This is a genomic window from Sphingomonas sp. SFZ2018-12, assembly GCF_022496715.1.
Taxonomy (GTDB): Bacteria; Pseudomonadota; Alphaproteobacteria; order Sphingomonadales; family Sphingomonadaceae; genus Sphingomonas.
Genome location: NZ_WTFM01000001.1, coordinates 1306652 through 1332901, shown reverse-complemented (window position 1 = coordinate 1332901; position 26250 = coordinate 1306652). Strand labels below are relative to the sequence as shown.

The 26250-nt window shown below is 67.4% G+C and carries 22 protein-coding genes and 2 tRNA genes; 8 read left to right on the top strand and 16 right to left on the bottom strand.

Annotated elements, in window-relative coordinates:
- Positions 1-64 precede the first annotated feature (64 nt).
- The 3 genes from GO308_RS06130 to GO308_RS06120 are packed head-to-tail and all read right to left on the bottom strand — an operon-like array spanning position 65 to position 3419.
- On the bottom strand, positions 65-709 hold the full coding sequence (locus GO308_RS06130; RefSeq protein ID WP_066546675.1) for a TadE/TadG family type IV pilus assembly protein: 645 nt from the start codon (positions 707-709) through the stop codon (positions 65-67).
- Positions 706-1425, bottom strand: a complete 720-nt coding sequence (locus GO308_RS06125; RefSeq protein ID WP_240884569.1) for a TadE family protein — start codon at positions 1423-1425, stop codon at positions 706-708. The genes GO308_RS06130 and GO308_RS06125 overlap by 4 nt, the downstream gene beginning before the upstream one ends.
- Positions 1422-3419 carry a TadE/TadG family type IV pilus assembly protein gene (locus GO308_RS06120; RefSeq protein WP_240884563.1) on the bottom strand — a complete coding sequence of 666 codons (1998 nt, stop codon included), beginning with the start codon at positions 3417-3419 and terminating at the stop codon, positions 1422-1424. The genes GO308_RS06125 and GO308_RS06120 overlap by 4 nt, the downstream gene beginning before the upstream one ends.
- A 73-nt stretch (positions 3420-3492) precedes the next feature.
- On the opposite strand from GO308_RS06120, the gene GO308_RS06115 reads away from it, so the two are divergent.
- Together GO308_RS06115 and GO308_RS06110 are read left to right on the top strand one after the other, a co-directional pair.
- Positions 3493-4182: a squalene/phytoene synthase family protein gene (locus GO308_RS06115; protein WP_240884561.1), complete on the top strand. Its 690-nt coding sequence runs from the start codon at positions 3493-3495 to the stop codon at positions 4180-4182.
- A 71-nt stretch (positions 4183-4253) separates the two neighbouring features.
- Entirely contained in the window at positions 4254-4727 is a 474-nt protein-coding gene (locus GO308_RS06110; protein WP_240884559.1) for a histidine kinase, read from the top strand.
- Between the two features lie 3 nt (positions 4728-4730).
- Here the strand turns inward: GO308_RS06110 and trmFO are convergent, their stop codons facing one another.
- From trmFO to yaaA, 7 genes are all read right to left on the bottom strand, one after another.
- Positions 4731-6047 carry a methylenetetrahydrofolate--tRNA-(uracil(54)-C(5))-methyltransferase (FADH(2)-oxidizing) TrmFO gene (gene trmFO / locus GO308_RS06105; RefSeq protein ID WP_240884557.1) on the bottom strand — a complete coding sequence of 439 codons (1317 nt, stop codon included), beginning with the start codon at positions 6045-6047 and terminating at the stop codon, positions 4731-4733.
- A gap of 207 nt (positions 6048-6254) precedes the next feature.
- Positions 6255-7250, bottom strand: a complete 996-nt coding sequence (locus tag GO308_RS06100; RefSeq protein WP_240884555.1) for an SRPBCC family protein — start codon at positions 7248-7250, stop codon at positions 6255-6257.
- A gap of 74 nt (positions 7251-7324) precedes the next feature.
- On the bottom strand, positions 7325-7864 hold the full coding sequence (locus GO308_RS06095; protein ID WP_240884553.1) for a MarR family transcriptional regulator: 540 nt from the start codon (positions 7862-7864) through the stop codon (positions 7325-7327).
- Between the two features lie 444 nt (positions 7865-8308).
- The gene (locus tag GO308_RS06090; protein WP_066672130.1) at positions 8309-8650 is read right to left on the bottom strand and encodes a DUF952 domain-containing protein; all 342 of its coding nucleotides are present in this window, start codon (positions 8648-8650) and stop codon (positions 8309-8311) included.
- A 399-nt stretch (positions 8651-9049) separates the two neighbouring features.
- Complete coding sequence (gene gyrA, locus GO308_RS06085) at positions 9050-11839, bottom strand: DNA gyrase subunit A (RefSeq protein ID WP_240884551.1); 2790 nt, start codon at positions 11837-11839, stop codon at positions 9050-9052.
- Between the two features lie 186 nt (positions 11840-12025).
- The gene (locus GO308_RS06080) at positions 12026-12724 is read right to left on the bottom strand and encodes an SDR family NAD(P)-dependent oxidoreductase (RefSeq protein ID WP_240884549.1); all 699 of its coding nucleotides are present in this window, start codon (positions 12722-12724) and stop codon (positions 12026-12028) included.
- Positions 12721-13488, bottom strand: a complete 768-nt coding sequence (gene yaaA, locus GO308_RS06075) for a peroxide stress protein YaaA (RefSeq protein ID WP_240884547.1) — start codon at positions 13486-13488, stop codon at positions 12721-12723. The genes GO308_RS06080 and yaaA overlap by 4 nt, the downstream gene beginning before the upstream one ends.
- A gap of 206 nt (positions 13489-13694) precedes the next feature.
- On the opposite strand from yaaA, the gene GO308_RS06070 reads away from it, so the two are divergent.
- On the top strand, positions 13695-14978 hold the full coding sequence (locus GO308_RS06070) for a hypothetical protein (RefSeq protein ID WP_156437609.1): 1284 nt from the start codon (positions 13695-13697) through the stop codon (positions 14976-14978).
- Between the two features lie 66 nt (positions 14979-15044).
- Here the strand turns inward: GO308_RS06070 and GO308_RS06065 are convergent, their stop codons facing one another.
- Positions 15045-15503 carry an Lrp/AsnC family transcriptional regulator gene (locus GO308_RS06065; protein ID WP_066476279.1) on the bottom strand — a complete coding sequence of 153 codons (459 nt, stop codon included), beginning with the start codon at positions 15501-15503 and terminating at the stop codon, positions 15045-15047.
- Between the two features lie 176 nt (positions 15504-15679).
- Between GO308_RS06065 and GO308_RS06060 the strand changes: the two genes are divergently transcribed.
- The 4 genes from GO308_RS06060 to GO308_RS06045 all read left to right on the top strand — a co-directional run bounded on the left by GO308_RS06060 (position 15680) and on the right by GO308_RS06045 (position 18759).
- Positions 15680-17452, top strand: a complete 1773-nt coding sequence (locus GO308_RS06060) for a HAMP domain-containing histidine kinase (protein ID WP_240884545.1) — start codon at positions 15680-15682, stop codon at positions 17450-17452.
- Between the two features lie 2 nt (positions 17453-17454).
- Entirely contained in the window at positions 17455-18507 is a 1053-nt protein-coding gene (locus GO308_RS06055; protein WP_240884543.1) for a WalW protein, read from the top strand.
- 20 nt (positions 18508-18527) lie between these two features.
- Positions 18528-18602: transfer RNA gene (locus GO308_RS06050), tRNA-Ile, on the top strand.
- A gap of 80 nt (positions 18603-18682) precedes the next feature.
- A tRNA-Pro gene (locus GO308_RS06045) sits at positions 18683-18759 on the top strand.
- Between the two features lie 111 nt (positions 18760-18870).
- Here GO308_RS06045 and GO308_RS06040 read toward each other — a convergent pair.
- Positions 18871-19116, bottom strand: coding sequence for a hypothetical protein (locus GO308_RS06040; RefSeq protein WP_066480987.1), 246 nt, complete (start codon positions 19114-19116; stop codon positions 18871-18873).
- Between the two features lie 156 nt (positions 19117-19272).
- The gene (locus tag GO308_RS06035; RefSeq protein WP_066480985.1) at positions 19273-20661 is read right to left on the bottom strand and encodes a M28 family peptidase; all 1389 of its coding nucleotides are present in this window, start codon (positions 20659-20661) and stop codon (positions 19273-19275) included.
- Between the two features lie 151 nt (positions 20662-20812).
- Between GO308_RS06035 and ettA the strand changes: the two genes are divergently transcribed.
- Positions 20813-22492: an energy-dependent translational throttle protein EttA gene (ettA, locus tag GO308_RS06030; RefSeq protein ID WP_066551028.1), complete on the top strand. Its 1680-nt coding sequence runs from the start codon at positions 20813-20815 to the stop codon at positions 22490-22492.
- Between the two features lie 13 nt (positions 22493-22505).
- On the opposite strand, the gene GO308_RS06025 is transcribed toward ettA, so the two are convergent.
- The 3 genes from GO308_RS06025 to putP are packed head-to-tail and all read right to left on the bottom strand — an operon-like array spanning position 22506 to position 26220.
- Positions 22506-23219 carry a Uma2 family endonuclease gene (locus GO308_RS06025; RefSeq protein WP_240884542.1) on the bottom strand — a complete coding sequence of 238 codons (714 nt, stop codon included), beginning with the start codon at positions 23217-23219 and terminating at the stop codon, positions 22506-22508.
- 23 nt (positions 23220-23242) lie between these two features.
- On the bottom strand, positions 23243-24736 hold the full coding sequence (locus GO308_RS06020; protein WP_066551025.1) for a M48 family metalloprotease: 1494 nt from the start codon (positions 24734-24736) through the stop codon (positions 23243-23245).
- A 23-nt stretch (positions 24737-24759) separates the two neighbouring features.
- Entirely contained in the window at positions 24760-26220 is a 1461-nt protein-coding gene (putP, locus tag GO308_RS06015) for a sodium/proline symporter PutP (protein WP_240884540.1), read from the bottom strand.
- Between the last annotated feature and the right edge of the window lie 30 nt (positions 26221-26250).

The following is a 26250-nucleotide window of genomic DNA, read 5'->3' as shown; positions in this document are numbered from 1 at the left end:
ACGTGTTCGGAGAAGGCGGGGCGGCGGTGTCGCCCCGCCTCGCCCCAGTCATCCGGTCGAAGCGTCAGCAGGTCGACGGCGTGAGGCCGGAAACCGGATAGACCTGGGACAGGTCGCGGCGGTCGCGAACCATCATCGCCGCATATTCCATCATCAGCGAATCCGGCGCGAATTCCGTCTCGATCAGCGGCTGATATTCGTAAAAGATCTGCACGAACATCGTTGCGTTGTTGTCCGTCACGGTCGCCTGTCGGCCGATGGGTCCAATTCCGTCGAGGTTGGCGTCGCCCTCGTCACCGAAGGTCGAGGCATGCTCGACCTTGGCACCGGTGCAGCGTTGCCAGCGGATGCGGTATTTGCCCGCATTGGCGGGATCGTTCTCCAGGCTGGACAGGATGATGCGGCCATTATTCGCGATGTCGAGCGTGCCCGACTGCAGAGCCGCGCCAATGAATAGATCGTTGATGTCGCCCTCGTTGATCTGCTTGGCCTGGAGCTGCGTGCCGCGGCCGATCCGCGCGGCATTGTCGACGACCTGAAGGGCGAGCTGGCTCACCCGCATCCGCGTCGTGATGTAGTTGGTCAGCTCCGCGCCGCTCAGCGACAGCAGCAGCATGAAGGGCAGAGTATAGGCGAACTCGATCAGCGCCACGCCGCTCCGGTCGCGGCGCAGCGTCGACAGCCGACGGAACATGACAGCGCGGCTCATGTGCAATATCTCGTCTGCGGGGTGGCGAAGGCTTCCTGGTCACCATAGGGCTGGTTGCGCAGCACCGTCGTGGCGGTCACGGTCTTCGATTCCGATCCACCGACAAAGGCGTAGAATGGAAATACCGACGGATAGGTGACCCTGACGCTGTAGATCACGGCGTCCTTGGCGCCGCCCTGGCCGTCGCGGCCCAGATTGGCTTCCCAAGTGCCGTTGCTATTCTCGTCGGTATAGGCCTCGCCATTGTTGCAGGCCCCATTCGGCTCCGACAACGTGTCTTCATAGGGTTCGCCGGTATTCCACTCACCGTCGCCGTTCGAGTCGGTGAATACCTCGCCATAGGTATAGCGCCCGTTGGCACCGCCCTCGGGCATGTCGGTGAAGGGCTCGTAGCGACGCTGTGCCTGCTCGTAGGTCGTGAAGAATTGACGCGAGATTTGCACGACCGCCCGGTTGTTGAGCTTGCCGATTTCGGTGCGGACCAGCCCGTCGAGCACGGTTTGCCGCGCATCGAGCTGGCCGCCCTCAAGCGTCCCGTCGCGCGCGGTCTTCTGGACGATCCCCTGCGTCATCGACGTCATGTACAGCGTGTGCGCAATGTCCATGCCGCCGAGCAGCAGCACGGTCATCACCGGTGCGATCATCGCGAATTCGACCAGCGTCGTTCCCCGCTCGTCGCGGACCAGCGCTGTGCCGAGGCGATCGGACCACGTCATTGCGTCAGCCTCAGCTGCGAGATCTGGTTGGCGATGTCGTTGAACGTCTGCTGGAGCTGCGTCGAATTACGCGCGCTGAAGAAGCGGCTCGGGCTGGCGCAGCTCGTCATCTGGCCCTCGATCGTCGGGTTCGACGTCCCGAACCAGATCACCCACAGCGTGATGTTCTTGTTCTTGATCGCCGAACAGATTGCCTGGGTGCGCGCGTTGACCTGCTGGGTCAGCGTGCCGGTAGTGCTGCAGCCTTCGGTCGGCTCGACGGCCGGATCGGTCTGGCGGCGATCGTACCAGGACAGACCATAGGCCTGGTAATTGGCCACCGAGGTGCACGCGTCGCCGTCGGTCATGAACACCAGGTGCCGTTCGATTTCACCGCCTTCGGGCGTGAAGCGGTTGTCGTCGGCGAACAGGCCGGTCGGCGACATCAGTCGTCCGCCCCAGATCAGCCCGATGTCGTGATAGGTATTGCCGCCCGCCGTCAGCGAATCGACATAGCCCTCAAATGCCGATGCCGTCGTCCATTCAGTCAACCGGGTCGCGGGCGTGCTGCAGGCGAAACTCCCCGCGCTGAAATTGTTGAAGCTGCGGATTTCATTCAGCGACCGCGCGCTTGTGTTGTCGTAGTTTTCCTTGCGCTGATAAGTCACGGGAAGCGCCGGACGCCACCGAGTCGAGGGGCTGGTCAGCTCTGGAACACGATCGATATCGAGGTCGAGCGCGTTTGGATCGATCGGATAATAGCTCGTCGCGCGCACCGTGTCGCGTTCCTCGATACACCCTGCCCAGCTGATCGCGCTTGTGCTGAGCGGCAACGTGATAGAGTCGTTCCACCCGGTGCCGTTTTTCAGCCCCGACACGTCGAACTCGACCGGCTTGTACATCCATGCGTTCAACGTGACCGACGACGGCGTGCCGACCGGAACCTCTGTCAGCGTGAACGTACGGTCATAGCTGCGTGTGCGCGTGCGGTATTTGCACCCGTTGTTGCCCACCGCGTAGGAGACGAATTGATACTCGCGGTCGCGCCATTGCCGCTTTGATTTGAAGGTGCCGACAGGCAGGTTGGCTTCGGAATCCTCGAAGCCGGCGCCCCAGTTATTGTTCCGTGGCTCGTCCCGCACCGCCGGGTTAAGGAATGCATCGCACAATTCCCTGGTGGCGGTGGTGGTGCTCTGGTTGTTGGACCAGTTGCTCCAATTGCCCTTGGTTCCGTCGACATAGCCGCCAGGCATCCCGCCAACGTTCACCCGCTCGCGCGATTGGTAGGTCCAGCGGTCGACCAGCCACTCCGGCCGGAGCAGCTTTCCGACATTGGCGTTCGTCGAATAGGGGACAAAGCCGAACCGGATCTGTGTTTCCCCGCCCGTGCCGCCGCTCGGGTCGCCCGCGACGCAGGCGGCGGCAGTGTTGAGTCGCGCCAGCGTCTCATAGAAGCACTTCACTGCGACCTTCAGCCCGGTCAGCTTGCTTTCGCTGTCGCCGGGGAGCGTCGAGTCCATCGACCCGGTGACGTCGAGCACGAACATCACATCGGTGTTCGGCAGACGCATTTCGGCGTCGCAGCTGACCGACAGCGAGCGCTGTTCGCTGCCGAAGACGCGCATGAGCGTCATCGGCACCTGGGCGGTGGCGACGCCCGTTACCTTGCCTGCCGATTCAGTATAAGTCGCCGCGATGTTCGACGCGCCATAGGCGCTGGTGCCGATGTTCGACGAGAAGAAGCGCTGGGCGACCCCGTTCGGCATGTTGTTGCTCTGGGTCCACAGGCCGCCGCCCATCGCCTTGCGCCCCGCCAGCGCACCGGCGTCGCAGGCATGCTGAAGCCGCGTCTTGACGAGGTAGAGGCGGCTGAGGTCGAGCCCGCCACCGATCATGCCGGCCATCGGAAAGATCGCCGCCGCCATGATCGCCATGGTGTTGCCGCGCGTGTCGCGCGCCAGCCTGACGAGGAAGGGGCGCGACGCATCCGTGCTTGCAATAGCGCGCTTTTTCATTCCTGTGCCTAATCCAATTCCCGGTTCAACGACCTTCTGTGGCACGCCAATGGATAAGTACGGTTGAAGACGCGTGGTTAATCCCGAGGAAAGCTTTGCGGGGCGCGATCCGGAGCGCGCGATCGTGCTCGCCTATGCACCGTCGGCGGCGCGGGCGGGTTTCGCGGCGTTGCTGGACCTCGATGACACACTGGCCGCGGTCCTGCGCGGCAAGGGCGAACCGATGCTGGCGCAGATGCGGCTGACCTGGTGGCATGACGCCATCAGCAAGCTCGACTCCGCGCCGCCGCCCGCACAGCCCGTGCTGCAGGCGCTGGCCGCAGCCTGCGTCGCACGCGGCGTGCCGGGCGGCAACATGGCGGGGATGATCGAGGGGTGGGAGACGCTGCTCGATGCCCCCGTGCTCGATGACGTCACGCTGTCCGCCTATGCCGAGAAGCGGGGCGCGGTCCTGTTCGACTGCGCGGCGCGGCTGGCGGGGGCGGAGGCGCGCGCTCCGACCGCGGCGGGCGGGCGGGGATGGGCGCTTGCCGACCTGTCCCGGCACACGACAGATCCCGCCCAGCGCGCCAGCGCGGCCGCCCTGGCGCGCGCCGAGCTGGACGAGGCGTTTGCCCGACCCTGGCCAGCGCCGCTGCGCGGGCTGGGCGCGCTGGCGCTGCGGGCGCGCATGGACCTGGCGGTGCCGCACGACCAACCGGTGCCGCACGGCGCGCCGCGAAGGGTCGCGCGGCTGTTGTGGCATCGCATGTCAGGGCGATAAAGCCGATTGCCGCCACGCGATCGTCGCGCCACAGTGACGCCAAGCGGTCACGATCGGGAGAGGGGACGCCAATGCTACGCTGGATCGCGGGTATCGGCGCGCTCGTCCTGCTGGGCATTGGCGGGGGGCTGTTGTTCTTCAGCGGCGCGAACAGCCAGACCCCGGCGCTGCCGCCACCGCCGGCCCCGGCAGCGGCGGAGGCACCCGTTGCGCCGATGCCCGAGAGCGTCCCCGCCGCGCCGGCCGCATCGCGCGAGGAGCGGCGCTTCAAGCGCTATGACAAGGACCGTGACGAGGCGATCACGCGCGCCGAATATCTCGCCAGCCGGCGCAAGGCGTTCGCGCGGCTGGACGTCAATGGCGACGGGCGGCTGAGCTTCGAGGAATGGGCGGTCAAGACGACCGAACGCTTTGCGAAGGCCGACGCCAACCGCGACGGCGCGATGAGCCGGGCGGAGTTCGCCACCACCGCGGTCAAGCGCAAGCCGGCGGCGGCGCGCTGCGCGTGCCCGCCCGCAGCGGCTACGGACGCCGACGGCGAGTGAGCTTCACGCTGCGGCCCAGGCGCTGAACGCGTCGCGGGCGCGGGCGGTGTAGAGCAGCTTGCGATCGGCCTTCTTGCTGCGCACCGTGATCGGCGGCATCAGCCCGAAATTGACGTTCATCGGCTGGTAGCTTTCGACCGCCGCGCCGCCGGTGATGTGGCCGAGCAGCGCGCCCAGCGCGGTTTCGACGGGCGGCGGCGTCAAGACCTCGCCCTTCAGCTCGGCGGCGGCGAAGCGCCCGGCAATCAGGCCGATCGCCGCGCTTTCGACATAGCCCTCGCACCCCGTGATCTGGCCGGCGAAGCGGACGTTGGGCCGCGATTTCAGCCGCAGCGTCGGATCGAGCAGTTCGGGCGAGCGGATGAAGGTGTTGCGGTGCAACCCGCCCAGCCGTGCGAACTCCGCCTGCTCGAGTCCCGGAATGGTGCGGAAGATGCGCACCTGTTCGGCATATTTGAGCTTGGTCTGAAAACCGACCATGTTCCACAGCGTGCCGGTCGCATTGTCCTGGCGCAGCTGGACGACGGCGTGCGGCCAGCGCCCGGTGCGCGGATCGTCGAGCCCGACCGGCTTCATCGGGCCGTAGCGCAGCGTGTCGAGCCCGCGCTCGGCCATCACCTCGATCGGCATGCAGCCCTCGAAATAGGGGACATCCTCCCACTCGCGGAACTCGGTCTTCTCGCCGTCGAGCAGCGCCTGGTGAAAGGCGCGATACTGGTCCTGGTTCATCGGGCAGTTGATGTAATCGCGCCCCTCGCCCTTGTTCCAGCGCGACTGGAACCAGGCGGTATCCATGTCGATCGTGTCGAAATGGACGATCGGCGCGATCGCGTCGAAGAAGGCGAGCGAGTCCTTGCCCGTCTCAGCACCGATCGCATCGGCGAGCGCGGGGGCGGTGAGGGGGCCGGTGGCGACGATCGCGGGGCCGTGTGGCAGCGCATCGACGCGTTCGCGCACCACCGTGATGTTGGGATGTTGGGCCAGCGCCGCCGTCACCGCATCGGCAAAGCCGTCGCGATCGACCGCGAGCGCCGAGCCGGCCGGCACCTTGTGCGCGTCGCCCATCGCCATGATGAGCGAACCGAGCGCGCGCATCTCCGCATGGAGCAGCCCGACCGCGTTGCGCTCCGCATCGTCGGAGCGGAAGCTGTTCGAGCAGACGAGTTCGGCGAGCCGGTCGCTCTGGTGCGCCGGCGTCATCTCCCCCGAACCGCGCATTTCCGACAGCCGGACCTTGAGCCCCGCGCTGGCGAGCTGCCAAGCCGCCTCCGACCCGGCGAGGCCGCCGCCGATGATGTGGATGTCGTGGGTGTGGGTCATGCGTTCGTTTCGGGTGGAAGTTGACACTAGGTTGACACTGTGGGGGTCGCTTCGATGGGGCCGAAGCGCGTCCGGGTGGGATGCGTCGTCGCGATCTCCCACCCGGCAGGTTTCGGACTGCCCCCGCGATGCGCGCCACCCGGTCAGGGACGAGCGACCGGCAATAGCGACCCGCACGCGTGTAGGAAAGGGCAGGGCAGGGCCGCGTCAGTCCGGGGCCTTGCCTTCGGCGCGCTGCTTGACCAGCGCGAGCAGATTATTCTCGACATCGCCGAGCAGGAATTCACCCCAGAAGCTGGAATAATCGTTGACCGCGGTCTGCATCCAGTAGCGGGTGGTCAGCGTCACGCGCGTCCGTCCGGGTGCCACCGGGTCGAGGCGATAGCCGCCAGTGGTGATCCGAAAATAGGGGCTTTTCGGCATCAGATGACGGTCGGTGAAGGCCCAGCCGTTCAAATCGTCGAACACGAAACGCCACGACAGGCGACGGCCCGGCTGCCATTCGGTCACGATCTCACGAAACCTGATCTGGTTTTCCCACCGCGCGATGCGCTGCGCACCGACACCGGCCCCGAGCAGTTGCGCGCCGACCGGACGCGGAATGCCGATCACGTCCTGCGACAGATTCCAGCCGCCTTCATCGGGGCGGACGTCGGGAATGCCCTCCAGCAAGGGCCAGATCTGCGCCGGCGTCGCCGAGACGACGATCGACCGGGTTACCGCGCGCTCGGTCTGCGGAAGAGGAATATATGGCTCGACCTGCATTGCGACCAAAGGCAGCGCCAGCATGGCGACCGAGTAGGTTCGGGCATCACCGTGCCGATGGCGATGACGGTACATGCGCGTCGCAGTCGCCCCGACAAAGCTGCTGGTCATCCATAATGGCGAGAGCATCAGGATGCAGATGGTGCCTTCGTGGAGGATGAAGATGCTCGCGAGCACCACCAGTCCCATCAGGATCAGCGGGACGCTGTGATAATATTTGCGCGGGCGCGTGTTCAGCGGATCACCGACATAGCAGATGAACGACGTCACCGCCGCCGGCAGGATGAGAAGAAAGGTGAAGCTGACGACGCCGAACCCCGGCTGAACCGCCTGGACCAGGACATAGACGCCCAAAAGGAAGGCAGCGGCGACGGCGAAAGCGACCAGGACGCGCCCGATGGCATGTTCATGTGGCGGCGTTGGCGGCTCGACGTCCATGATTTATCTCCATTACCGTTGTTTCTGTAATCACCGAAAATACGAGATATGGCTGTGCGTCATTCCGCGTCGCGCTAGCCCTTGCTGCCGGGAATGAACCGCGCGACGCGGGCGCCCATTTTCATGAGAGCGACCAGCGTCGGCTTGGGCAGGCCGCGGACCTGATCATACCAGCCCGACAGGGTGCCGATGAATTCGTGCATCCGCATCACCCGCTCGCGCAGGTGCGGCGGGGCGGTCTTGTCCTCCCCGAGCCGGGCCGAGAGTTCAGCGAGCAGCTGGATCGTCGGATCGATCTCGCGCCGTTTGCGCTCGCTGCTAATCCGCATCAGCATTTCCCACAGATCGGTTTCCGCGACGAAATGATCGCGACGATCGCCCTCCACATGGACGCGGCGGATGATCGAATAGCTCTGAAGCTCCTTGAGCGCCGTCGAAACGTTGGAGCGCGCAAGCCCCAGCGTGTCACAGATGTCCTCGGCCGTGATCGGTAACGCGGAAAGATAGAGCAGGGCATGGACCTGGGCGACCGAGCGGTTGACCCCCCAGTGCACGCCCATCTCCCCCCAATGGAGGATGAACGCCTTGGCATCGGGATGGTCGAACAACGACACTGTCTTCTCCGATTTCTGTGAAAACAGAAATGTCGGAAATTGACGTGCATGTCAAGCGGGAGGATTTCGCACCTCCGGCTTGGTCCCGATCGGCTCGGTTGGCGAGCAGATCGTTTTCGTTGTGCTTGCGGACAGGCCCCGCACCCTCTCCGCTGAAGGGCGCATGAGAATTCTCGTCCCTCGATACGCGCCTTCGCATTCGCTCAGTCGCACCTCAGAATGAGCGATAACGGAAACTTTCACAAAGGTCGGCCATCTTTCCCTCGTCGCCCCGGCCTTGAGCCGGGGGCCGCTGCCTGATCCGGCGCGCGAGAAAGCGGGACCCCGGTTCAAGCCCGGGGTGACGGGAAGAGTCCTGCCGCGCAGCGATCAACATGCGCTTTCTGACTCAGACGCTCAGGATGAGCGGTGCCTACGGACGTTATCTGGTGATCAATCCCGGGCTCATCCGGGAAGCTGGACCGTGCCGTCGCCATCCCGGCTGAGCGGGGCGTGGACGGTGATGCTGGCCATGGTCAGGCGGCCGTAGAGATGCGGGAACAGGGCGCCGCCGCGCGAGGCTTCCCAGCGGATGGCGTCGCCCAGGGGCACCAGGTCGACCGCGGCGATCCAGAGGTCGGACTGGCCGGCGAAATGCCGGTCCACCGTCTCGGTCACCTGATCTGCGGTGGAGAGGTGGATGTAGCCGTCGGCGAGGTCGACCGGCGCGCCGTCGAAGCGGTCTTCGCGCAGTGCCGCCATCTGGTCGGCAGTCAGGATCTTGTAGGCGGTGGCGGGGTGGGTCATCGCGCGGTCATGCCCACCCCCGGCCCCTCCCGCAAGCGGGAGGGGTGGATTCGGGGTGGCGCGTCCCGGAAGCGGGAGGGGGGGGTCGGGGCGGCCCGGTTCCGGAAGGGGGCTATGGGGCGGCCTACGCCTATTTCTCGTGTTCCGTTCGTTTCGAGCGCAGTCGAGAAACGTCTCGGTGCGCGTGCCATTCGCGTTTCTCGACTTCGCTCGAAACGAGCGGGGTTTGGTGCGAAACAAACGAGGGTCCGCTCGAACCAGCGGGGAGTGACGGGAAACAAGCAGCGGTTTGCTCGAAACCACCGGGTAGCAATGCGGCGTGATGTCGTGCGCGGTGGACAGGCCCCACCCCAACCCCTCCCCTGAGCCGAAGGCGAGCGCAGCTCAACGGGAGGGGCTCTACTCCGCCTCTTCCTCGTCCGCCGGATCTTCCGTCCCGGTGCCGTCGTCGACCTGGACCGACTTGGCGGGATCGGTGTCGATCGCGACGTCCTGGGCGACCATCGCCTCGGCCTCGTTCTCGGGCTCCTGATCCTCGTCGATGCGGGCGACGCCGACGACATGCTCGCCGGGCGCGACGTCGAAGAGGCGCACGCCGGCGGTGCCGCGGCCGATGACGCGCAGCGACGCGAGCGGGATGCGGATCAGCTTGGCCTGATCGGTGACGAGCATCAGCTGGTCGGCGACGCGCGCGGGGAAGCTGGCGACGACGCGGCCGTTGCGGGCGATGTTGTCGATGTTGACGATCCCCTGGCCCCCGCGCCCGGTGCGGCGATATTCATAGGCCGAGCTCAGCTTGCCATAGCCATTGGCGCAGACGGTCAGGATGAACTGCTCGCGCTCGACCATCGCGGCGAAGCGGTCGGGGGCGAGCGCGCATTCGCCCTCGCGCTCGCCCTTCCACGGGGCGAAACGCAGATACTCCTCGCGCTCCTCCGCGCTCGCGCCCGAGCGGTGGAGGATCGACAGCGAAATGACCTCGTCTCCGTCGCGGAGCGTCATGCCGCGCACGCCGGTCGACGCGCGGCTCTGGAACGCGCGGACATCGTCGCCGGGGAAGCGGATCGCCTTGCCGTCGCGCGATGCGAGCAGCACGTCGTCATTCTCGTCGAGCAACGCGACGCCGATCAGGCGGTCGTCGGCGTCGTCGCCCTCGAACTTCATCGCGATCTTGCCGTTCGAGGGCACGTTGGTGAACGCGTCCATCGAATTGCGCCGCACCGAGCCCCGGGCGGTGGCGAACATGACGTGGAGCTTGCCCCACTCCGCCTCGTCCTCGGGCAGCGGCAGCACGGTCGAAATCGTCTCGCCATTGGCGAGCGGCAGCAGGTTGATCATCGGCCGTCCGCGCGTGGCCGGGCCGCCCTCGGGCAGCTTCCACACCTTCATCCGATAGACCTTGCCCAGCGTCGAGAAGAACAGGACGGGGGTGTGCGTCGAGGTGACGAACAGGTTGGTGACCGCGTCCTCGTCCTTGGTCGCCATGCCGGCGCGGCCCTTGCCCCCGCGCGCCTGGGCGCGGAAGGTGTCGAGCGGGGTGCGCTTGATATAGCCTTCGAGCGTGACGGTGACGACCATCTCCTCGCGCTCGATCAGATCCTCGTCCTCGATCCCGTCGGCAGCGGCGGCAATCTCGGTGCGGCGGGGGGTGGCGTACTGATCGCGCACCGCGCGCAGCTCGTCGGTGAGCACCGCATAGAGGCGGGCACGGTTGGCGAGGATCTCGAGCAGCTCGGCGATCGATTCGGCCAGCGTCTTCAGTTCGTCGCCGATCTCGTCGCGGCCGAGCGCGGTCAGCCGGTGAAGGCGCAGGTCGAGGATGGCGCGGACCTGGGCATCGGAGAGGCGGTAGACGTCGCCCTCGACCTCATGCTCGACCGCCTCGACCAGGCGGATATAGGGCGCGATTTCCGCCACCGGCCATTCGCGCATCAGCAGCTTCGTGCGTGCCTCCACCGGCGAGGCGGAGCCGCGGATGATCCTGACCACCTCGTCGAGATTGGTGACCGCGATGACGAGGCCGAGCAACAGATGCGCCCGCTCGCGCGCTTTCGCGAGCTCGAACTTCGAGCGGCGGGTGATGACCTCCTCGCGGAACTTGACGAACGCCTCGATGATGTCGCGCAGGTTGAGCAGCTCAGGCCGGCCGCCGCGGATCGCCAGCATGTTGGCGGGGAAGCTCGACTGGGCGGGCGTGTGCCGCCACAGCTGGTTGAGCACGACGTCGGGGGTCGCGTCGCGCTTGAGGTCGATGACGATGCGGACGCCCTCGCGGTTCGATTCGTCGCGGATGTCGCTGACGCCCTCGATCCGCTTGTCCTTGGCGGCCTCGGCGATCTTTTCGACGAGGCCCGACTTGCCGGTCTGGAACGGGATTTCGGTGAGCACGATCGAACGGCGCTCGCCGCGCGTCTCGGTGATGTGGCGCGAGCGCACGATGATCGAGCCGCGCCCGGTTTCATAGGCCGAACGGCAGCCCGAGCGACCGAGGATCACCGCACCGGTCGGAAAGTCGGGGCCGGGCACGATCTCCATCAGCTCCTCGAGCGAGATCGGGCCGTCGCCGTCGAGCATCCGCTGGATATGCGCCAGGCACGCGTCGATCACCTCGCCCAGATTGTGCGGCGGAATGTTGGTCGCCATGCCGACCGCGATGCCGCCGGCGCCGTTGACGAGCAGGTTGGGAAAGCGCGCGGGCAGGACCGACGGCTCGCTCTCCGACCCGTCATAATTGGGGACGAAGTCGACCGTATCCTTGTCGAGATCGTCGAGCAGCGCGTTGGCGATCCGGGCGAGGCGCGATTCGGTGTAGCGCATCGCGGCGGGCCGGTCGGGGTCCATCGACCCGAAATTCCCCTGGCCGTCGATCAGCGGGACGCGCATCGACCAGTCCTGGGCCATGCGGGCCAGCGCCTCGTAGATCGAGCTGTCGCCGTGCGGGTGGTATTTACCCATCACGTCGCCGACGATGCGCGCCGATTTGCGATACGGCTTGCCCGCGACATAGCCGCTTTCATAGGCCGAATAGAGGATGCGGCGGTGCACGGGTTTCAGCCCGTCGCGGACATCGGGCAGCGCGCGCGCGACGATGACCGACATCGCATAGTCGAGATAGCTCGACCGCATTTCGTCGACGATCGAGATGGGCGTGATGTCGGAGGGGTCGGCGAGGAGCGTCTCGTCGGTCAAATGCTGGCGCTTTCGGAAGAGTGTGTCAGTTCTGGGTCGGTCTTAGACCCTGGCGACGTGACTGCCAAGTCTCGCGCGTGCGCGCGTGCGCGTGAGAAGCCGTCGCCCCGGCGGAGGCCGGGGCCGCTGGCCAGTAGAGCTCTTCTTTCTGCCAGAGGCCCCGGCCTCCGCCGGGGCGACGCCTCGTCAGAACGGGACTTCCTCGCCGTCCCAGGCGAAGAGCTTGCCGCTGTCCTGGGGTTTGAGCCCCTCGATCACGTCGAGCAGTTGCAGCGCGGCGCGCTCCGCATCGAACAGCTTGCCCGGCGCGACATTGCCCTGGAACGGCCGGCTGAGCGCGGTGTCGACGGTGCCGGGATGGAGCGCGACGACGATCGAACGGTCGCTGCGCCGCTTCGATTCGATCGCGAAATTGCGGATCAGCATGTTGAGCGCGGCCTTCGACGCGCGATAGCCGTGCCAGCCGCCGAGCCGGTTGTCGGCGATGCTGCCGACGCGCGCGGAGAGGGCGGCGAACACCGGCTTGCCCTCGCGCGGGAGCAGCGGGAGGAAATACTTGGCGACCAGCGCGGGGCCGATCGCATTGATCGCGTAGACCCGCGCCAGCCAGTCGCCGTCGAGATCGCGCAGCGCCTTTTCCGGGCCGCGCGCATCGTCGTGGAGGATGCCGGTCGCGACGAACACCAGCGTCGGCGCGGGCCCGGTGGCGACGCGGGCCGCGGCGGCGGCGATGCTCGCCTCGTCGGTCAGGTCGAGGTGGCGATCGCCGTCGAAGCTGCGGGCGAAGCGCCAGACGCGGGCGAACGTCCCCTCGGCCTCGATCGCGTCGGCAAAGGCACCGCCGATCCCGCCCGACGCGCCGATCACCACCGCGCTGCCGGTCATGCGCCGGCCCCGCGCACGAAGCGCCACGCATCGTCGGTGCTGGCGGCGGTGTCGAAGCGATAGCCGTCGCTGTCGAATCCGCGCATCGCGTCGACATCGGTGACGCGATGCTCGCACATCCAGCGCGCCATCATGCCGCGCGCGCGCTTGGCGTCGAAGCTGACGAACTGCGGGCCGTCCGGGGTGGCGCGGCGGAAATCGACCTCGATCACGCGCAGGCGGGCGGGGAGCCTGCCGGCGACGGCGCCCCAATATTCCTGGCTGGCGAGGTTGAGGATCGTGTCGGTACCCGCCGCGTCGGCGTCCGCGGCGATTTCCCGCGCGATGCGGTCCTGCCAATAGGCATAGAGATCCCTGGCCCTGCCGGGTGCCCAGCGCGTGCCCATTTCGAGGCGATAGGGCCGCATCGCGTCCAGCGGGCGCAGCAGGCCGTAGAGGCCGGACAGGATGCGGACATGATCCTGGGCGAAGGCGATCGCTTCCGGCTCGAGGCTCGCGGCCTCGAACCCGCGATAGACGTCGCCGGCAAAGGCGAACAGTGCCGGGCGCGAAGGCGCGTCGTCAAAGCCGCGAAAGCGACCGGCGTTGAGCGCGGCCAGCTTGTCGGAAATGTGCATCAGCTTCGACAGCCGGGCGACCGAGAGGCGGGCGGCACCGCGCGCGATCGTCGCCGCATCCTCCGCGAAGCGGGGCGTGGAGGCCGGCCGGTCGGGGAGCGGCCCGGAATAGTCGAGCGTCTTGGCAGGGGACAGAATGGCGATCATGCCGCCGCAGCTAGCGGGTGCGGGTGCGCCGGTCAAAACGGCCAAGGGGTCAGGGTTGCCCCGCCAATCCGGCGTCCGGTCATTCAACCACGGTTCAGTGGTGGGAACCGAAAGGCGGTGCGAGCGTCGATCGCTTGAAAGCCCCCGTTGCGCGAATTACAGCGGCGTCAACGGGTGACCGCATGCAGGAACTGGAGATATCGAAAATGAAGTTGCTTTCGTCAGCCGCGATCGCGTCGGCCCTGGTGCTCGGTGCGGCTTCCGTCGTCGCGACCGCGCCCGCCGAAGCGCAGAAAAAGAAAAAGGAAGAAGCGCCCAAGGTCGAGATCAGCAAGGAATTCCGTGACGCGATCGTCGCCGGCGACACCGCCGCCAAGGCGGGCGACATCGCCACCGCCGAGACGCAGCTCGCCGCCGCGGAGGCGGTGATGAAGAGCGAAGACGAAAAATACTTCGCCGCGCAGCTGCGCCTGCAGATCGCCAACAAGAAGAACGACACGCCCGGCATGGTGCGCGCGCTCGACACGCTGATCGCCAGCCCCAAGACGCCGGCGACCGACCTTGCCCGTTTCAACTATGTCCGCGGGGTCACGACGCTGGAGGGCAAGCAGCCCGCACAGGCGCTGCCCTATCTGATCAAGGCGCGCGAGCTGGGTTTCCAGGATCCCGACCTGAACCTGCGCATCGCAGGCGCAAAGGTCGACAGCGGGGACCTGAACGGCGGGATCGCCGACCTGGAGCGCGCGATCGCCGAGCGCGAGGCCGGCGGCGCGGCCAAGGCCCCCGAACAATGGTATCGCTATGCCGCGAGCAAGCTGCAGGCGGCGAAGGACGAAGCGCAGCTCGCCGAATGGCTGCGGCGGCTGGTCCGCGCCTATCCCACCGCCGAAAACTGGCGCACCGCGATCAACATCTATCGCACCAGCGGCTCGCGCGGGGTCGACGATCTCGACCGCGAGGGCCGGATCGAGCTGTATCGCCTGATGCGCGCGACCAACGCGCTCGCCGACCAGAACGACTATATCCTCTATGCCGACGCCGCCAACAACGCGGGTCTGCGCTATGAGACGGTCGCGGTGATCGACGAGGGTCGCGCGTCGGGCAAGGTCCCGGCGTCGAGCAACCTGAACGGGCTCTACACCGCCGCCAAGCAGGCGATTTCGCGCGAGGGATCGCTCGCCACGCTGGAGAAGGAGGCGATGGCGGCCAAGGACGGCAAGCTCGCGCTGCTGGCGGCCAATTCCTATCTGGGCACCAAGCAGTTCGCCAAGGCGGTGCCGCTGTATCGCGCCGCGCTCCAGAAGGGCGGGGTGAACACGGCGGCCGCGACGGTGAGCCTGGGCGCCGCGCTCGCCCAGTCGGGCCAGCAGGCCGAGGCGAAGCAGATCCTGGCGGGGGTCAGCGACCCGCTGCGCAAGGAGCTTGCAGCATTCTGGACGCTCTATGCGGATACCCGCGCGGCCGCGCCGGCGCCGGCGGCCGCATCCTGAGCCCAACGTAAACGACCGGCCGGCGGAACCCATGTTCCCCGGCCGGTGATCGTTCCGCCGGGCAGTCTAGACCGGAATCCCCGGCAGCTGCTTGGCCGTGCGGATGGTCAGCGACGTCTTGACGCTGGCGACATTGTCCGCGGTCAGCAGCTGGGTGGTCAGCATTTCCTGGAAGCTGCGCAGGTCGGTCGCGACGATCTTCAGGATGAAATCGATCTCGCCGTTGAGCATGTGGCATTCCCGGACCTCGGGGATCTGGCCGACATGCGCTTCGAACGCCGCCAGATCGGCCTCCGCCTGGCTTTTCAGGCTGACCATTGCGAACACGGTGATCGAATAGCCGAGCTGGGTGGGATCGAGCGCGGCGTGATAGCCCTTGATCGCGCCCGCCTCTTCCAGCGCGCGCACGCGGCGCAGGCAGGGCGGGGCGGTGAGCCCAACCCGTTCGGCCAGATCGACGTTCGTCATCCGGCCATCGTCCTGCAACAGGGCCATGATCTGGCGGTCGATCCGGTCGAAGGCCATGTGTCGTAACTCCGAAATCGTCGAACAGCGGGGGATGCCGTTCCTATAAGATAATTGCGCGCCAACGCAATTGTCCCACTATGCGACGTGCCAAAAATGAGTGGTTCCGTCATCGGACCGGCGTCGTTAAGGATTCGTCACGCCCCGAATCAACGGCGCGGCTCCGGGCTCCAAGCGTGCGCTTCGACGACACTTTCGCCACCGTTCTCGCGACCGATCTGAGCCATTCGCTCGCGCGCGAAACCGCGTGGCGCCAGCTCGTCGATCTGATCGCACGGGGCCGTGCGCCGCTCGATGACGGGACGCTGGGCCTGTTGCACGACCTGCATCGCGAAATGCCCGAATCGGTTCGGGCCGCGGGCGGTCGCATGCTCCAGCTTGCCCGCCCGCCCGCCCCGCTGGTCCGATTGTTCGCCGCCGATGTCGCCACCGTGTCGACGCCGGTGCTGCGCGCGGTCACGCTCGACGCGGCGGACTGGCTGGACCTGCTGCCGCATCTGTCGCCGGTCGGGCGCGCGGTGCTGCGCCATCGCACCGACCTGCCCGCCGCGGTCGGCCGGGCGCTCGAAGCGTTCGGGGCCACCGATTTCGTGCTGTCGGACGACCGTGACGGCATCGACGATCCCGGTGCGGAAGCGGTTGCCGCCGCGCCCGCGCCACCCCCGGCCACGCTGTCGTCCTTTGCAACGATCGGATCGATCGCACGCGGCCTGCCCTTTGTCGCGCAGGCACCCGCGGCAGAAGCGTCCGCGCGCGAGCAGGCCGAGGCCGCGCCCGGCACGGGCGAGGCGCGCGCGGCCGGCCCGTTCCGGATCGCCGACATCGTCGCGCGGATCGACGCCTATCACCAGCGGCGCGCGCGTGCGCGCGATGCGGGCGAGCCGGTGGTCGCCGATCCGGCGCCTGCGACCCCGGCGGCCGCCGCCGCCCCGCCGCCGGGCACGTTCCGGTTCGAGGCCGACGCCAACGGTGTCATCCGCTGGGCCGACGGGATCGAGCGGGCGATGCTGATCGGCCTGTCGCTGCATCATCCCGCACCCGCCAACGGCACCGGGGTCGACGGCGTCGCCGCCGGTGCGGTGCAGCGCCGGGCCGGGTTCGACGATGCGCGGCTGCAGATCGCCGGCCGGACCGCGGATGCGGGCGACTGGCTGATTTCGGGCGTCCCCGTGTTCGAGCGGCAATCGGGACGCTTCACCGGCTATCGCGGCACCGCGCGCCGGCCGCGCGCCGACGAGCGCGCCGATCATGCGCGGCGATCGGGCGATTCGCGGCGGATGGAGACGCTGCGCGAGCTGGTCCACGAGCTGCGCACGCCGATCGGGGCGATTTCGGGCTTTGCCGAGATGATCGCGGGCGAGATCCTGGGGCCGGTGCCGCCGATCTATCGCGAGCGCGCCCAGACGATCCGGGCCAATGCCCGCGAATTGCTGGCGATCATCGACGATATCGACCTGGCCGCGCGGATGGACGCGCATGCGCTCGACCTGCGGCCCGGCCGCGTCGCGATGCAGCCGGTGCTTGCGGGCATCGTCCGCGACCTGAGCCAGCTGATCGCGCTGCGCGCCGCCGAGATCGTCATGCCCGAAACCGACGCGGCGGTGCGCGGCGACCGGCGGGCGGTCGAGCGGCTGCTCGCGCGGCTGATCGCGACGGTGGTCGCGGTGACGGAGGCGGGCGAGCGCATCGCGATCCGGCTGGTGCGCGACGGCGACCGCGAAGTGGTGGTCGCGATCGATTGTCCGCGCGAGCTGCGGCTCAGTACCGGGGAGGCGCGCGCGACGATCGACCTGGAGGACGAGGGCCTGGTCAGCACCGGATTTTCGATGCGGCTGGTCACCAACCTCGCCCGCGAGCTGGGCGGGGCGCTGGCGATCGACGCGGATCGCTTGACCTTGCGCCTGCCCGCCGCCGATGATCCCGACATGGAGAAGGTCATCCGTTCCTGACGATGGCGTCGCCGCCGCCTCCCGCCGCCGCGCCGGGGCAGGCGCGCGCGCGACCGTCGTCGCTGTGGCCCGACGAGCTGGGGTGGCGCTTCGCGGTCACCGTCGACACCGAGGAGGAGTTCGACTGGCACGCACCGTTCAGCCGCAGCGCGACCGCGACCACCGCGATCGCCGCGCTGCCCGCCGCGCACGCACGCTTCGCGGCGGCGGGCGTCCCGATCATCCTGCTGGTCGACTATCCGGTCGCCGCTGATCCGCACGCGGTCGACACGCTGCGCGGCCTGATCACGCCGGGCGGATCGGCGATCGGCGCGCAGCTTCACCCCTGGGTCAATCCGCCGTTCGAGGAAGCGGTGACGGCGCGCAACAGCTTTCTCGGCAACCTGCCCGTCGCGCTGCAGCGCGCCAAGCTGGCGGCGCTGACCGACCGCATCACCCTGAGCTTCGGCGCGCCGCCGCGCATGTTCCGCGCCGGGCGCTACGGGCTGGGGCCGGACACGATGCGGTTGCTGGCCGAGCACGGCTATCTGATCGACACGTCGGAGCGCCCCGGGTTCGATTATCGCAAGTTGGGGGGCCCCGACTTTTCCGACCGACCGACCGAGCCGCGCCGGCCGCTGGCCGACCATCCGCTGGTCGAGCTGCCGCTGTCGACGGTCTATATCGGGCGGTGGCGGCGGCACGGGGCGGCGCGATACCGCAGGATCGTCGGCTGGCCGGGCGCGCGATCGATCGCCGCGCGGCTGGGCCTGCTGTCGCGCGTGTCGCTCAGCCCCGAGGCGATGCCGATCGCCGACGCGCGCGAGGCGGTGCAGCGCGCGGTGGCGGACGCGCCGGCGGGCCTGCTCAACTTCTCGTTCCATTCGCCGTCGCTGGTGCCCGGCCACACCCCCTATGTCCGCAATGCCGGCGACCTGAAGCGGTTCGACGCGTGGTGGGACGCGATGCTGGCGCTGCTCGACCGGCTGGGCGTGCGGGCGATCGGCGAGGCCGAGCTGATCGCGCAGCTGGTGGGGAATGCAAAGGACTTGCCGGGTTCCGCCCGCCTCCGCTAGGTGGGCCGGGCAGCGACAGGGGGCCTGTAGCTCAATGGTAGAGCCGGCCGCTCATAACGGCTAGGTTGCGGGTTCGAATCCTGCCGGGCCCACCACGCGGCGCGGCGCTGCGCCGATCGCGCCGCAGGAAAGATTTGCCTTTTCGTCCGCCGAACGGCTAGAGCGCGGCTCCGGTCGGGGAGTGGCGCAGTCCGGTAGCGCGCCTGCTTTGGGAGCAGGATGTCGCAGGTTCGAATCCTGTCTCCCCGACCAACACGCCGCACCGCCGCGTCGATCCGACGACAAAAAGGGCGCCCCGAACCGGTCGGGACGCCCTTTCGTGCAGTTGCGATCCGCCACCCGCCGGGGCGGGGGCGAAAGCGATTACATCGCCGCGTTTTCGGCGGTCGCTTCCATCGCGTCGGCGGCATTCTCGGTCGCGTCGGCGGCGTTCTCGAGCGCCATCGCGGCGTCGTTGGTGGCGCCGTCGGCCATCGCGTCGAAGTTTTCAGCCATCGCGTCCAGGTTTTCCGCGGTCGCTTCGGCAGCGTTTTCCGCCGGCGTTTCGGAGTTGCACGCCGCCAGGGACATCAGGCCGGCGGCAGCAGCGACAAGAACGATCTTCTTCATTCGGTTGCTCCCAAGCAATATCAGTTTCGCGTCCGACCCGAACGCCGGTGCGAAGCTGCCCCATTAGCGGGACTTCGCATCGCGTCAATCGGTAATTCATATTCCCGTAATCTGAAATGGGATGAACGACCGCCCCGCATCCACGCCGGAGTCGCGTCAGGGGCGCGGCGTCACCCGCCCGATATCCTCGGGCGCATTCGCCGCTACCGCAATCACCGTCGTCCATGCCGCCACGTTCTGGCGCAGCTGATCGGGGTCGATCTTGTCCAGCGTGTCGTCGGGGGTGTGGTGGAGGTCGAAATAGCGTGTGCCGTCCTGGGCCAGATCGACCGCGGGCACGCCGGTTTTCAGGATCGCCTGAATATCCGCGCCGTCGCCCGCGACCTCATTGCCCCGGATGATCCCGAGCGGCGCGAGCAGCTGGCCGAGCCGGGTGCCGATCGCTTCGGCACCCGCGGGCAGGTTGACGTCGAAACGGTAGATGCGATCGGCCCCGAAGTCCGATTCCGCGGCAAGGTCATGGCGTTCGTCCTTGTGCGCGGCACCATAGGCCGCGCCGCCGAACAGCCCGACTTCCTCCGCGCCGGCCCACAGCACGCGGATGGTGCGGCGCGGCTGGCCGGCGTCCATCACCCGCTTGGCCGCCGCCGCGACGATGCCGCAGCCCGCCGCGTCGTCGAACGCGCCGGTCGCCAGATCCCAGCTGTCGAGGTGGCAGGCGACGAGCACCATGCCCGCTTGCGGGTCGCTGCCCGGCACCTCGGCAATGACGTTGCCGGATTGATGCGTCCCCGTCTGGCGCGGCGTCATCACCAGCTTGAGCGACACGGGCTTGCCGCGGCTGAAGATGCGCTCGAGCTGATCGGCATCGGGGAGCGACAGCGCACCCGCGGGAATCGGCGTCACGCCCTTGGGGAAACTGGTGCCGCCCGTGTGCGGATTGCGATGATAATCGGTGCCTATCGCGCGGATCAGGATCGCGGCCGCACCCTTGCGCGCGGCGATCGCCGGGCCGGCGCGGCGGACCTGGCCAACCGGGCCGTAGTGCGAGCCGTCCTGCGTCGCTTTCATCGCATGGCTGACAAAGGCGATCTTGCCCTTCAGGCTGCCGTCGGGCGCGGCCTGGAGATCGGCGAGCGTGGGGAAATAGACGACTTCGGCGGTCAGCCCGGCGGCGGGCGTCGCGCCCGAATTGCCGAGCGCGGTAACCGCGAGCCGCTGCGGGAAGGGCGCAATCACTTCGGCGCGTTCCTCGCCGCGCACCCACACCGCCATGTCGAAGGGCTCGACCCGCACGTTGCGGAAGCCGAGCTGGTTGAGGCGGACGACCGCCCAGTCGCGCGCGCGCTTCTCCGCTTCGGTGCCAGCCAGGCGGGCGCCGACCTCGGTCGTCAGCCCTTCGACGATCGAATAGGCGACATCGTCCCGGAGCGCGGCGTCGCGCAATGCGACGACGGGGTCGGCGGCATCGGCGGCCGACTGCGCGGCGGCGGGAAAGGGCAGGGCGAGGGCGGCAGCAGCCGCGCACAGGGCATATCGGTTCATGGAAAGAGACTGCTACCGGCAAATCGCCGGGGGGCAACCCCGCACGTGGATTTCAAGCGCAAGCGCGCCACCCATGGTTTGCGTTCGGCCATGCGCGTCGCTATGTCCCCGCGCGACTTTCCATCCCTTTCCTGGCAAGAGGTTCACGGCAATGGCCGCGCAATACGCCTTCGTGATGAAGGACATGACCAAGACGTTCCCCGGTGCGCCCAAGCCGGTGCTGAACAACATCAACCTGCAATTCTATCAGGGTGCGAAGATCGGCATCGTCGGCCCCAACGGCGCGGGCAAGTCGACGCTGATGAAGATCATGGCTGGCGTCGACAAGGAGTTCACCGGGGAAGCCTGGCCGGGCGAGAACATCACCGTCGGCTATCTGGAGCAGGAGCCGCAGCTGGACCCGAGCAAGACGGTGCTGGAGAACGTCAAGGACGGCGCGCGCGAGACGGCCGACCTGGTCGAGCGTTTCAACGCGATTTCGGCGGAGATGGGCGATCCCCAGGAAGATACCGATTTCGACGCGCTGATGGAGGAGATGGGCGACCTTCAGGCGAGGATAGATGCGGTCGACGGCTGGACGCTCGACAACCAGCTCGAAGTCGCGATGGAGGCGCTGCGCTGTCCGCCCGGCGACTGGTCGGTCGAAAACCTGTCGGGCGGCGAGAAGCGCCGCGTCGCGCTGACCCGGCTGCTGATCCAGAAGCCGTCGATCCTGCTGCTCGACGAACCGACCAACCACCTGGATGCCGAAAGCGTCAACTGGCTGGAGCACCACCTGAAGGAATATCCGGGCGCGGTGCTGATGATCACCCACGACCGCTATTTCCTCGACAACGTCGTGGGCTGGATCCTGGAAATCGATCGCGGCAAATATTTCCCCTATGAGGGCAATTATTCGACCTATCTGGAAAAGAAGGCCAAGCGCCTGGAGCAGGAAGAGCGCGAGGAATCGGGTCGGCAAAAGGCGATCCGCGACGAGCTGGAGTGGATTCGCCAGGGCCCCAAGGGCCGCCAGACCAAGTCCAAGGCGCGTATCGCCAAGTTCGACCAGCTGGTCGAGGCGCAGCAGAACCGCACGCCCGGCAAGGCGCAGATCGTCATCCAGGTGCCCGAGCGGCTGGGCGGCAAGGTTATCGAGGTCGAGAACATCTCGAAAGCCTATGGCGACAAGCTGCTGTTCGAAAACCTGTCCTTCACGCTGCCCGCCGGCGGGATCGTGGGCGTGATCGGGCCGAACGGCGCGGGCAAATCGACGCTGTTCAAGCTGATCACCGGCCAGGAACAGCCCGACACCGGCACGATCGAGATCGGCAGCACGGTGCGGCTGGGCTATGTCGACCAGAGCCGCGACCATCTCGACCCCGCCAAGAATGTCTGGGAAGAGATTTCGGACGGGCTCGACTATATGAAGGTCAACGGGCACGACCAGTCGACGCGCGCCTATGTCGGCGCGTTCAACTTCAAGGGCCAGGACCAGCAGAAGAATGTCGGCAAGCTGTCCGGCGGCGAGCGCAACCGCGTGAACATCGCCAAGATGCTGAAAAAGGGCGGGAACGTCCTGCTGCTCGACGAACCGACCAACGACCTGGACGTCGAGACGCTGGGCGCGCTGGAGGAAGCGATCGAGAATTTCGCGGGCTGCGCGGTGGTGATCAGCCACGACCGCTTCTTCCTCGACCGGCTGGCGACCCACATCCTGGCGTTCGAGGGCAACAGCCATGTCGAATGGTTCGAGGGCAATTTCGAGGCGTATGAAGAGGACAAGCGCCGCCGCCTGGGCGACGCCGCCGATCGCCCGACCGCGCTGGCGTACAAGAAACTGACGCGCTGACCCGCGCGCGCGATCAAAGGGCTGAGGTGTCGATCCTCAGCCCGGCGATCGTCGAGGCTTCTATTGCGTCGCCGAAGGGATGGGTGGTGGTGACGCCATAGGTTTCGCCGGTGGGCGTGGTCATCCGGTAAATGATCCGCGCGTTGACATCGACAACCCAATATTCGGCAACGCCGGCCATGGCATAGACCCCGGCTTTCGCATCAAGGTCGAACCGGACCGTCATGTCGGAGACTTCCACGATCAGCCGGACGGTACCGCCGGGAATCGGCCCCTCGCCCCGTGGCTCGGTGGTCAAAATGATGTCGGGCTGCGGTTCGCTATGGGCCGACAGGGTTATCGATTGGTCCGTCGCTACATGTACGTCGAGCGCCAATTTCTCCAACGCTCGACGCATTCGATATGCGAGCTCATCCTTGGCATAACCGTGCGGCCGATATTGCGGGCTCATCGCATAGATATCGCCGTCGATGAGTTCGGTTCGGCCATAGGGTTCCAATTCGTGCGATCGTTGAAGCAGCCCGTAATCTTCCACCCGCAGCTTGATTGGAACGGATGCATCCGATTCGGGTTCGTCGGGTTCCTGTCGAGGCACGCCGCTAATTTCGCCGTCCAGAAGTTCGGACTTTTCATACGCAGCGAAGGCGCCCGAACGCTTCAACGTCAGGAATGCGGAGCAGGTCAGCTTGACCGGCAGTCGCTTCTCGAATTGAACATGTGCGTTCATGCGGTGAAGGTACCGCGTCCGGGTCAATAAGTCACGATCTTGACCCGCTGGCCCGGCGTCAGCGCGGCGTTGGCCTGCAGCCCGTTGAGCACCAGGAAGCGTTCGAGGCGATTGTCGTCGAACACCATCCGGCCGGCGAGCGACTGGACGGTGTCGCCGCGCCGAACGGTGACGACGCGCAGATATTTGGCGCGGACCTGTGCCGCCTGCGCCGGGGTGAGCGTGCGGAACGAGCCGACCAGCGATTCGAGCGCGCCCAGCCCCCGCCCGGCGGGGGTGATGAGCGTGAAGTGGAAGGCCTGACGCTGGCCGGTCGCATAGGCGAAAACGGTCGCGTCGACGGGCGTGCGGCCGCTCGATGCGCGGATCGTCGCATAGGCGGCGGGAATGCCGTTGACGGTGGTGCGCGCGACGCGGACGTCGGGCAGGCGCGCGTTGCCGCCCCCCAGCGACTGCATGACCGCGCGGACATAGCCGTCGAGATCGCCCGAATAGGGCGCGGTGGTGAACTCGGCCTGGCCCTGCTGGCCGGTGATCGTCACCGACCAGCTGCCGTTCTGCATCTGATAGCCCTGGGGGACGGTGAAGCCGATGCGGAAGACGGGGTGAAGGAACTCGCGGCCCTGAATGATCCCCTGCTTGGGATTGTCGCCATAGACCATGCCATCGATCGCGTTCAGATAGGCATCGCGGTTGCGCGGCAGGGTGGTGCCGCCGACACGTGCGGCGTCGGCAAGCGCGGCGCGAACGCGCGACTGGGGATCGGGGTGCGTGCTCGCCCAGGCGGGTGCCGAGCGGACATTGCCGGCTATGCGCTGGTTGAGGGTCGATTGCGCCGACAGGCTGCCGAGCATCGAGGCGAGCGAATCGGTGTCATAGTCCGCGCCGGCGAGGTAGCGCACGGCAAGCCGGTCGGATTCGGTTTCCTGGCTGCGCGAATAGCCGAGCGTGTCGAGTTGCGCGCCGGCGCCGACCGCGCGGGTGGCGAGGTTGCCGATCGTCGAATCGCCGAGCACCGCGCCCGTCACCATCTGGCCCAGCACGCCGAGGATCGTGTTGCGCGTGGCGCGCTGCTGCCGGCGCTGGCCGTGGCGGGCGGCGACATGGCCGACCTCATGGCCGAGCACGGCGGCGAGCTCGGCCTCGTCGTTCATCAGCGCCATCAGGCCGCGGGTGACGTAGACATAGCCGCCGGGCGTGGCGAAGGCGTTGTCGATCGGGCTGTCGAGCAGAGTCACGGTGAACTGGCGCGGATCGGCGGAGAGGCCGCTTTCGACTGCAACGCGACGCGCGATGGTTTCGACATAGCGCGCCTGGGGTCCATCATAGCTGCCGCCGAACTGCGCGATCAGCTGGGCGCTGGCCTGTTCGCCCTGCTGGCGCTCCTGCGCGCTGATCGGGGCGACGCGCAGCGGCAGATCCTGCTGGCGCTGGGCGCGGGCGGTGCCGTCGTCGAGATTGGCGGCCAGCAATGCGGCCGGCGCGATCCCCGCGGCGAACAGCCATTTGCGCATCATGTCGTTTCCTCCCGAAATCCCGTTCAATCGGTGGCAGGAATGGCCGATGACCGGGATCGTTCCACTGGCGACGCGATTCCGGCCCGGCTGACGAGCAGGATCGCGACCGTGCTGGCGACGAAGCCGGGCACGATTTCATAGAGCCAGCCGCTCCACCCGAGCGCGATCCAGCCGATCACGACGAGCGCGCCGACGACGATGCCGGCGAGCGCGCCGTTGCGCGTCATCCGGGGCCAGGTCAGGCTGAGCAGGATCGCGGGGCCGAATGCCGCACCGAAACCCGCCCAGGCGTTGGCGACGATGTCGAGCACCGAGCTCGACGGGTCGATCGCCAGCGCGATGGCGACGAGCGCGACGGCAAGCACCGACAGGCGACCGGCGCGAACCAGTTCGCGCTGGCTCGCGTCGCGGCGCAGGAAGCGGCGGTAATAATCCTCGGTAATCGAGCTGGAGACGACGAGCAGCTGCGACGAGATGGTCGACATGATCGCCGCGAGGATAGCCGCGAGCAGGAACCCGGCGATCCACGAACTGAACAACAGCCGCGACAACAGGATGAAGATGGTTTCGGGATCGGCGACCGCGATGCCGTTGCGCGTCGCATAGGCGAGGCCCGCAAAGCCGACGCCGAGCGCACCGATCAGGCTGACGATCATCCAGCCCATGCCGATGCGCCGCGCGACGGGCAGGTCGTCGACCGAGCGGATCGCCATGAAGCGCACGATGATGTGCGGCTGACCGAAATAGCCGAGCCCCCACGCGAGCGCCGAGATCACGCCCAGCAGGCTCGCATCGCGGAACAGGTCGAGCCGGGCGGGGTCGACCGAGCGGACGGCGGCGACCGAGGCGTCCCAGCCGCCGGCCAGGTCGAGCGCGACGACGGGCACCAGGATCATGGCGACGAACATGATGATGCCCTGGACGAAATCGGTCAGGCTCACCGCCAGGAAGCCGCCGAACAGCGTGTAGGCGACGACGACGCCCGCGGTCAGCCACACGCCGAACGCATAGGGCTGGCCAAACGCGCTTTCGAACAGCTTGCCGCCGGCGACCAGCCCCGAGGCGGTATAGACGGTGAAGAACAGGATGATGACCGCCGACGCGATCACGCGCAGCGGATCGCCACCCGCGCCGAACCGCTTGCCGAGGAAATCGGGGATGGTCAGCGCATCACCGACGCTGACCGTCTGGGCGCGCAGCCGCGGCGCGACGATCCGCCAGTTGAGATAGGCGCCGACCGTCAGTCCGACCGCGATCCACGTCGCCGACAGGCCGGTCGCGAACATCGCGCCGGGCAAGCCCAGCATCAGCCAGCCCGACATGTCGGAGGCCCCCGCCGACAGCGCGGTCACCGCCGGGCCGAGCGAGCGCCCGCCCAGCATATAGCCGTCGATGTCCGACGTCGATTTGCGCCATGCATAGACGCCGATGCCCAGCATCAGCGCGAAATAGACGGCAATGGTGACGATTTCCCCGGTGCGCATGGCCACGGGCTAGCAGCATTCGGCCCCGCC

Coding starts and splice junctions, on each gene's coding strand:
- GO308_RS06120 (WP_240884563.1), bottom strand. CDS start 3,419: ATGAAAAAGCGCGCTATTGCAAGCACGGATGCGTCGCGCCCCTTCCTC.
- yaaA (WP_240884547.1), bottom strand. CDS start 13,488: ATGATCGCCATTCTGTCCCCTGCCAAGACGCTCGACTATTCCGGGCCG.
- GO308_RS06080 (WP_240884549.1), bottom strand. CDS start 12,724: ATGACCGGCAGCGCGGTGGTGATCGGCGCGTCGGGCGGGATCGGCGGT.
- GO308_RS06040 (WP_066480987.1), bottom strand. CDS start 19,116: ATGAAGAAGATCGTTCTTGTCGCTGCTGCCGCCGGCCTGATGTCCCTG.
- GO308_RS06110 (WP_240884559.1), top strand. CDS start 4,254: ATGCTACGCTGGATCGCGGGTATCGGCGCGCTCGTCCTGCTGGGCATT.
- GO308_RS06055 (WP_240884543.1), top strand. CDS start 17,455: ATGGCGTCGCCGCCGCCTCCCGCCGCCGCGCCGGGGCAGGCGCGCGCG.
- GO308_RS06090 (WP_066672130.1), bottom strand. CDS start 8,650: ATGACCCACCCCGCCACCGCCTACAAGATCCTGACTGCCGACCAGATG.
- trmFO (WP_240884557.1), bottom strand. CDS start 6,047: ATGACCCACACCCACGACATCCACATCATCGGCGGCGGCCTCGCCGGG.
- GO308_RS06130 (WP_066546675.1), bottom strand. CDS start 709: ATGAGCCGCGCTGTCATGTTCCGTCGGCTGTCGACGCTGCGCCGCGAC.
- GO308_RS06025 (WP_240884542.1), bottom strand. CDS start 23,219: ATGAACGCACATGTTCAATTCGAGAAGCGACTGCCGGTCAAGCTGACC.
- GO308_RS06100 (WP_240884555.1), bottom strand. CDS start 7,250: ATGGACGTCGAGCCGCCAACGCCGCCACATGAACATGCCATCGGGCGC.
- GO308_RS06020 (WP_066551025.1), bottom strand. CDS start 24,736: ATGATGCGCAAATGGCTGTTCGCCGCGGGGATCGCGCCGGCCGCATTG.
- GO308_RS06065 (WP_066476279.1), bottom strand. CDS start 15,503: ATGGCCTTCGACCGGATCGACCGCCAGATCATGGCCCTGTTGCAGGAC.
- GO308_RS06125 (WP_240884569.1), bottom strand. CDS start 1,425: ATGACGTGGTCCGATCGCCTCGGCACAGCGCTGGTCCGCGACGAGCGG.
- GO308_RS06035 (WP_066480985.1), bottom strand. CDS start 20,661: ATGAACCGATATGCCCTGTGCGCGGCTGCTGCCGCCCTCGCCCTGCCC.
- putP (WP_240884540.1), bottom strand. CDS start 26,220: ATGCGCACCGGGGAAATCGTCACCATTGCCGTCTATTTCGCGCTGATG.
- GO308_RS06070 (WP_156437609.1), top strand. CDS start 13,695: ATGAAGTTGCTTTCGTCAGCCGCGATCGCGTCGGCCCTGGTGCTCGGT.
- ettA (WP_066551028.1), top strand. CDS start 20,813: ATGGCCGCGCAATACGCCTTCGTGATGAAGGACATGACCAAGACGTTC.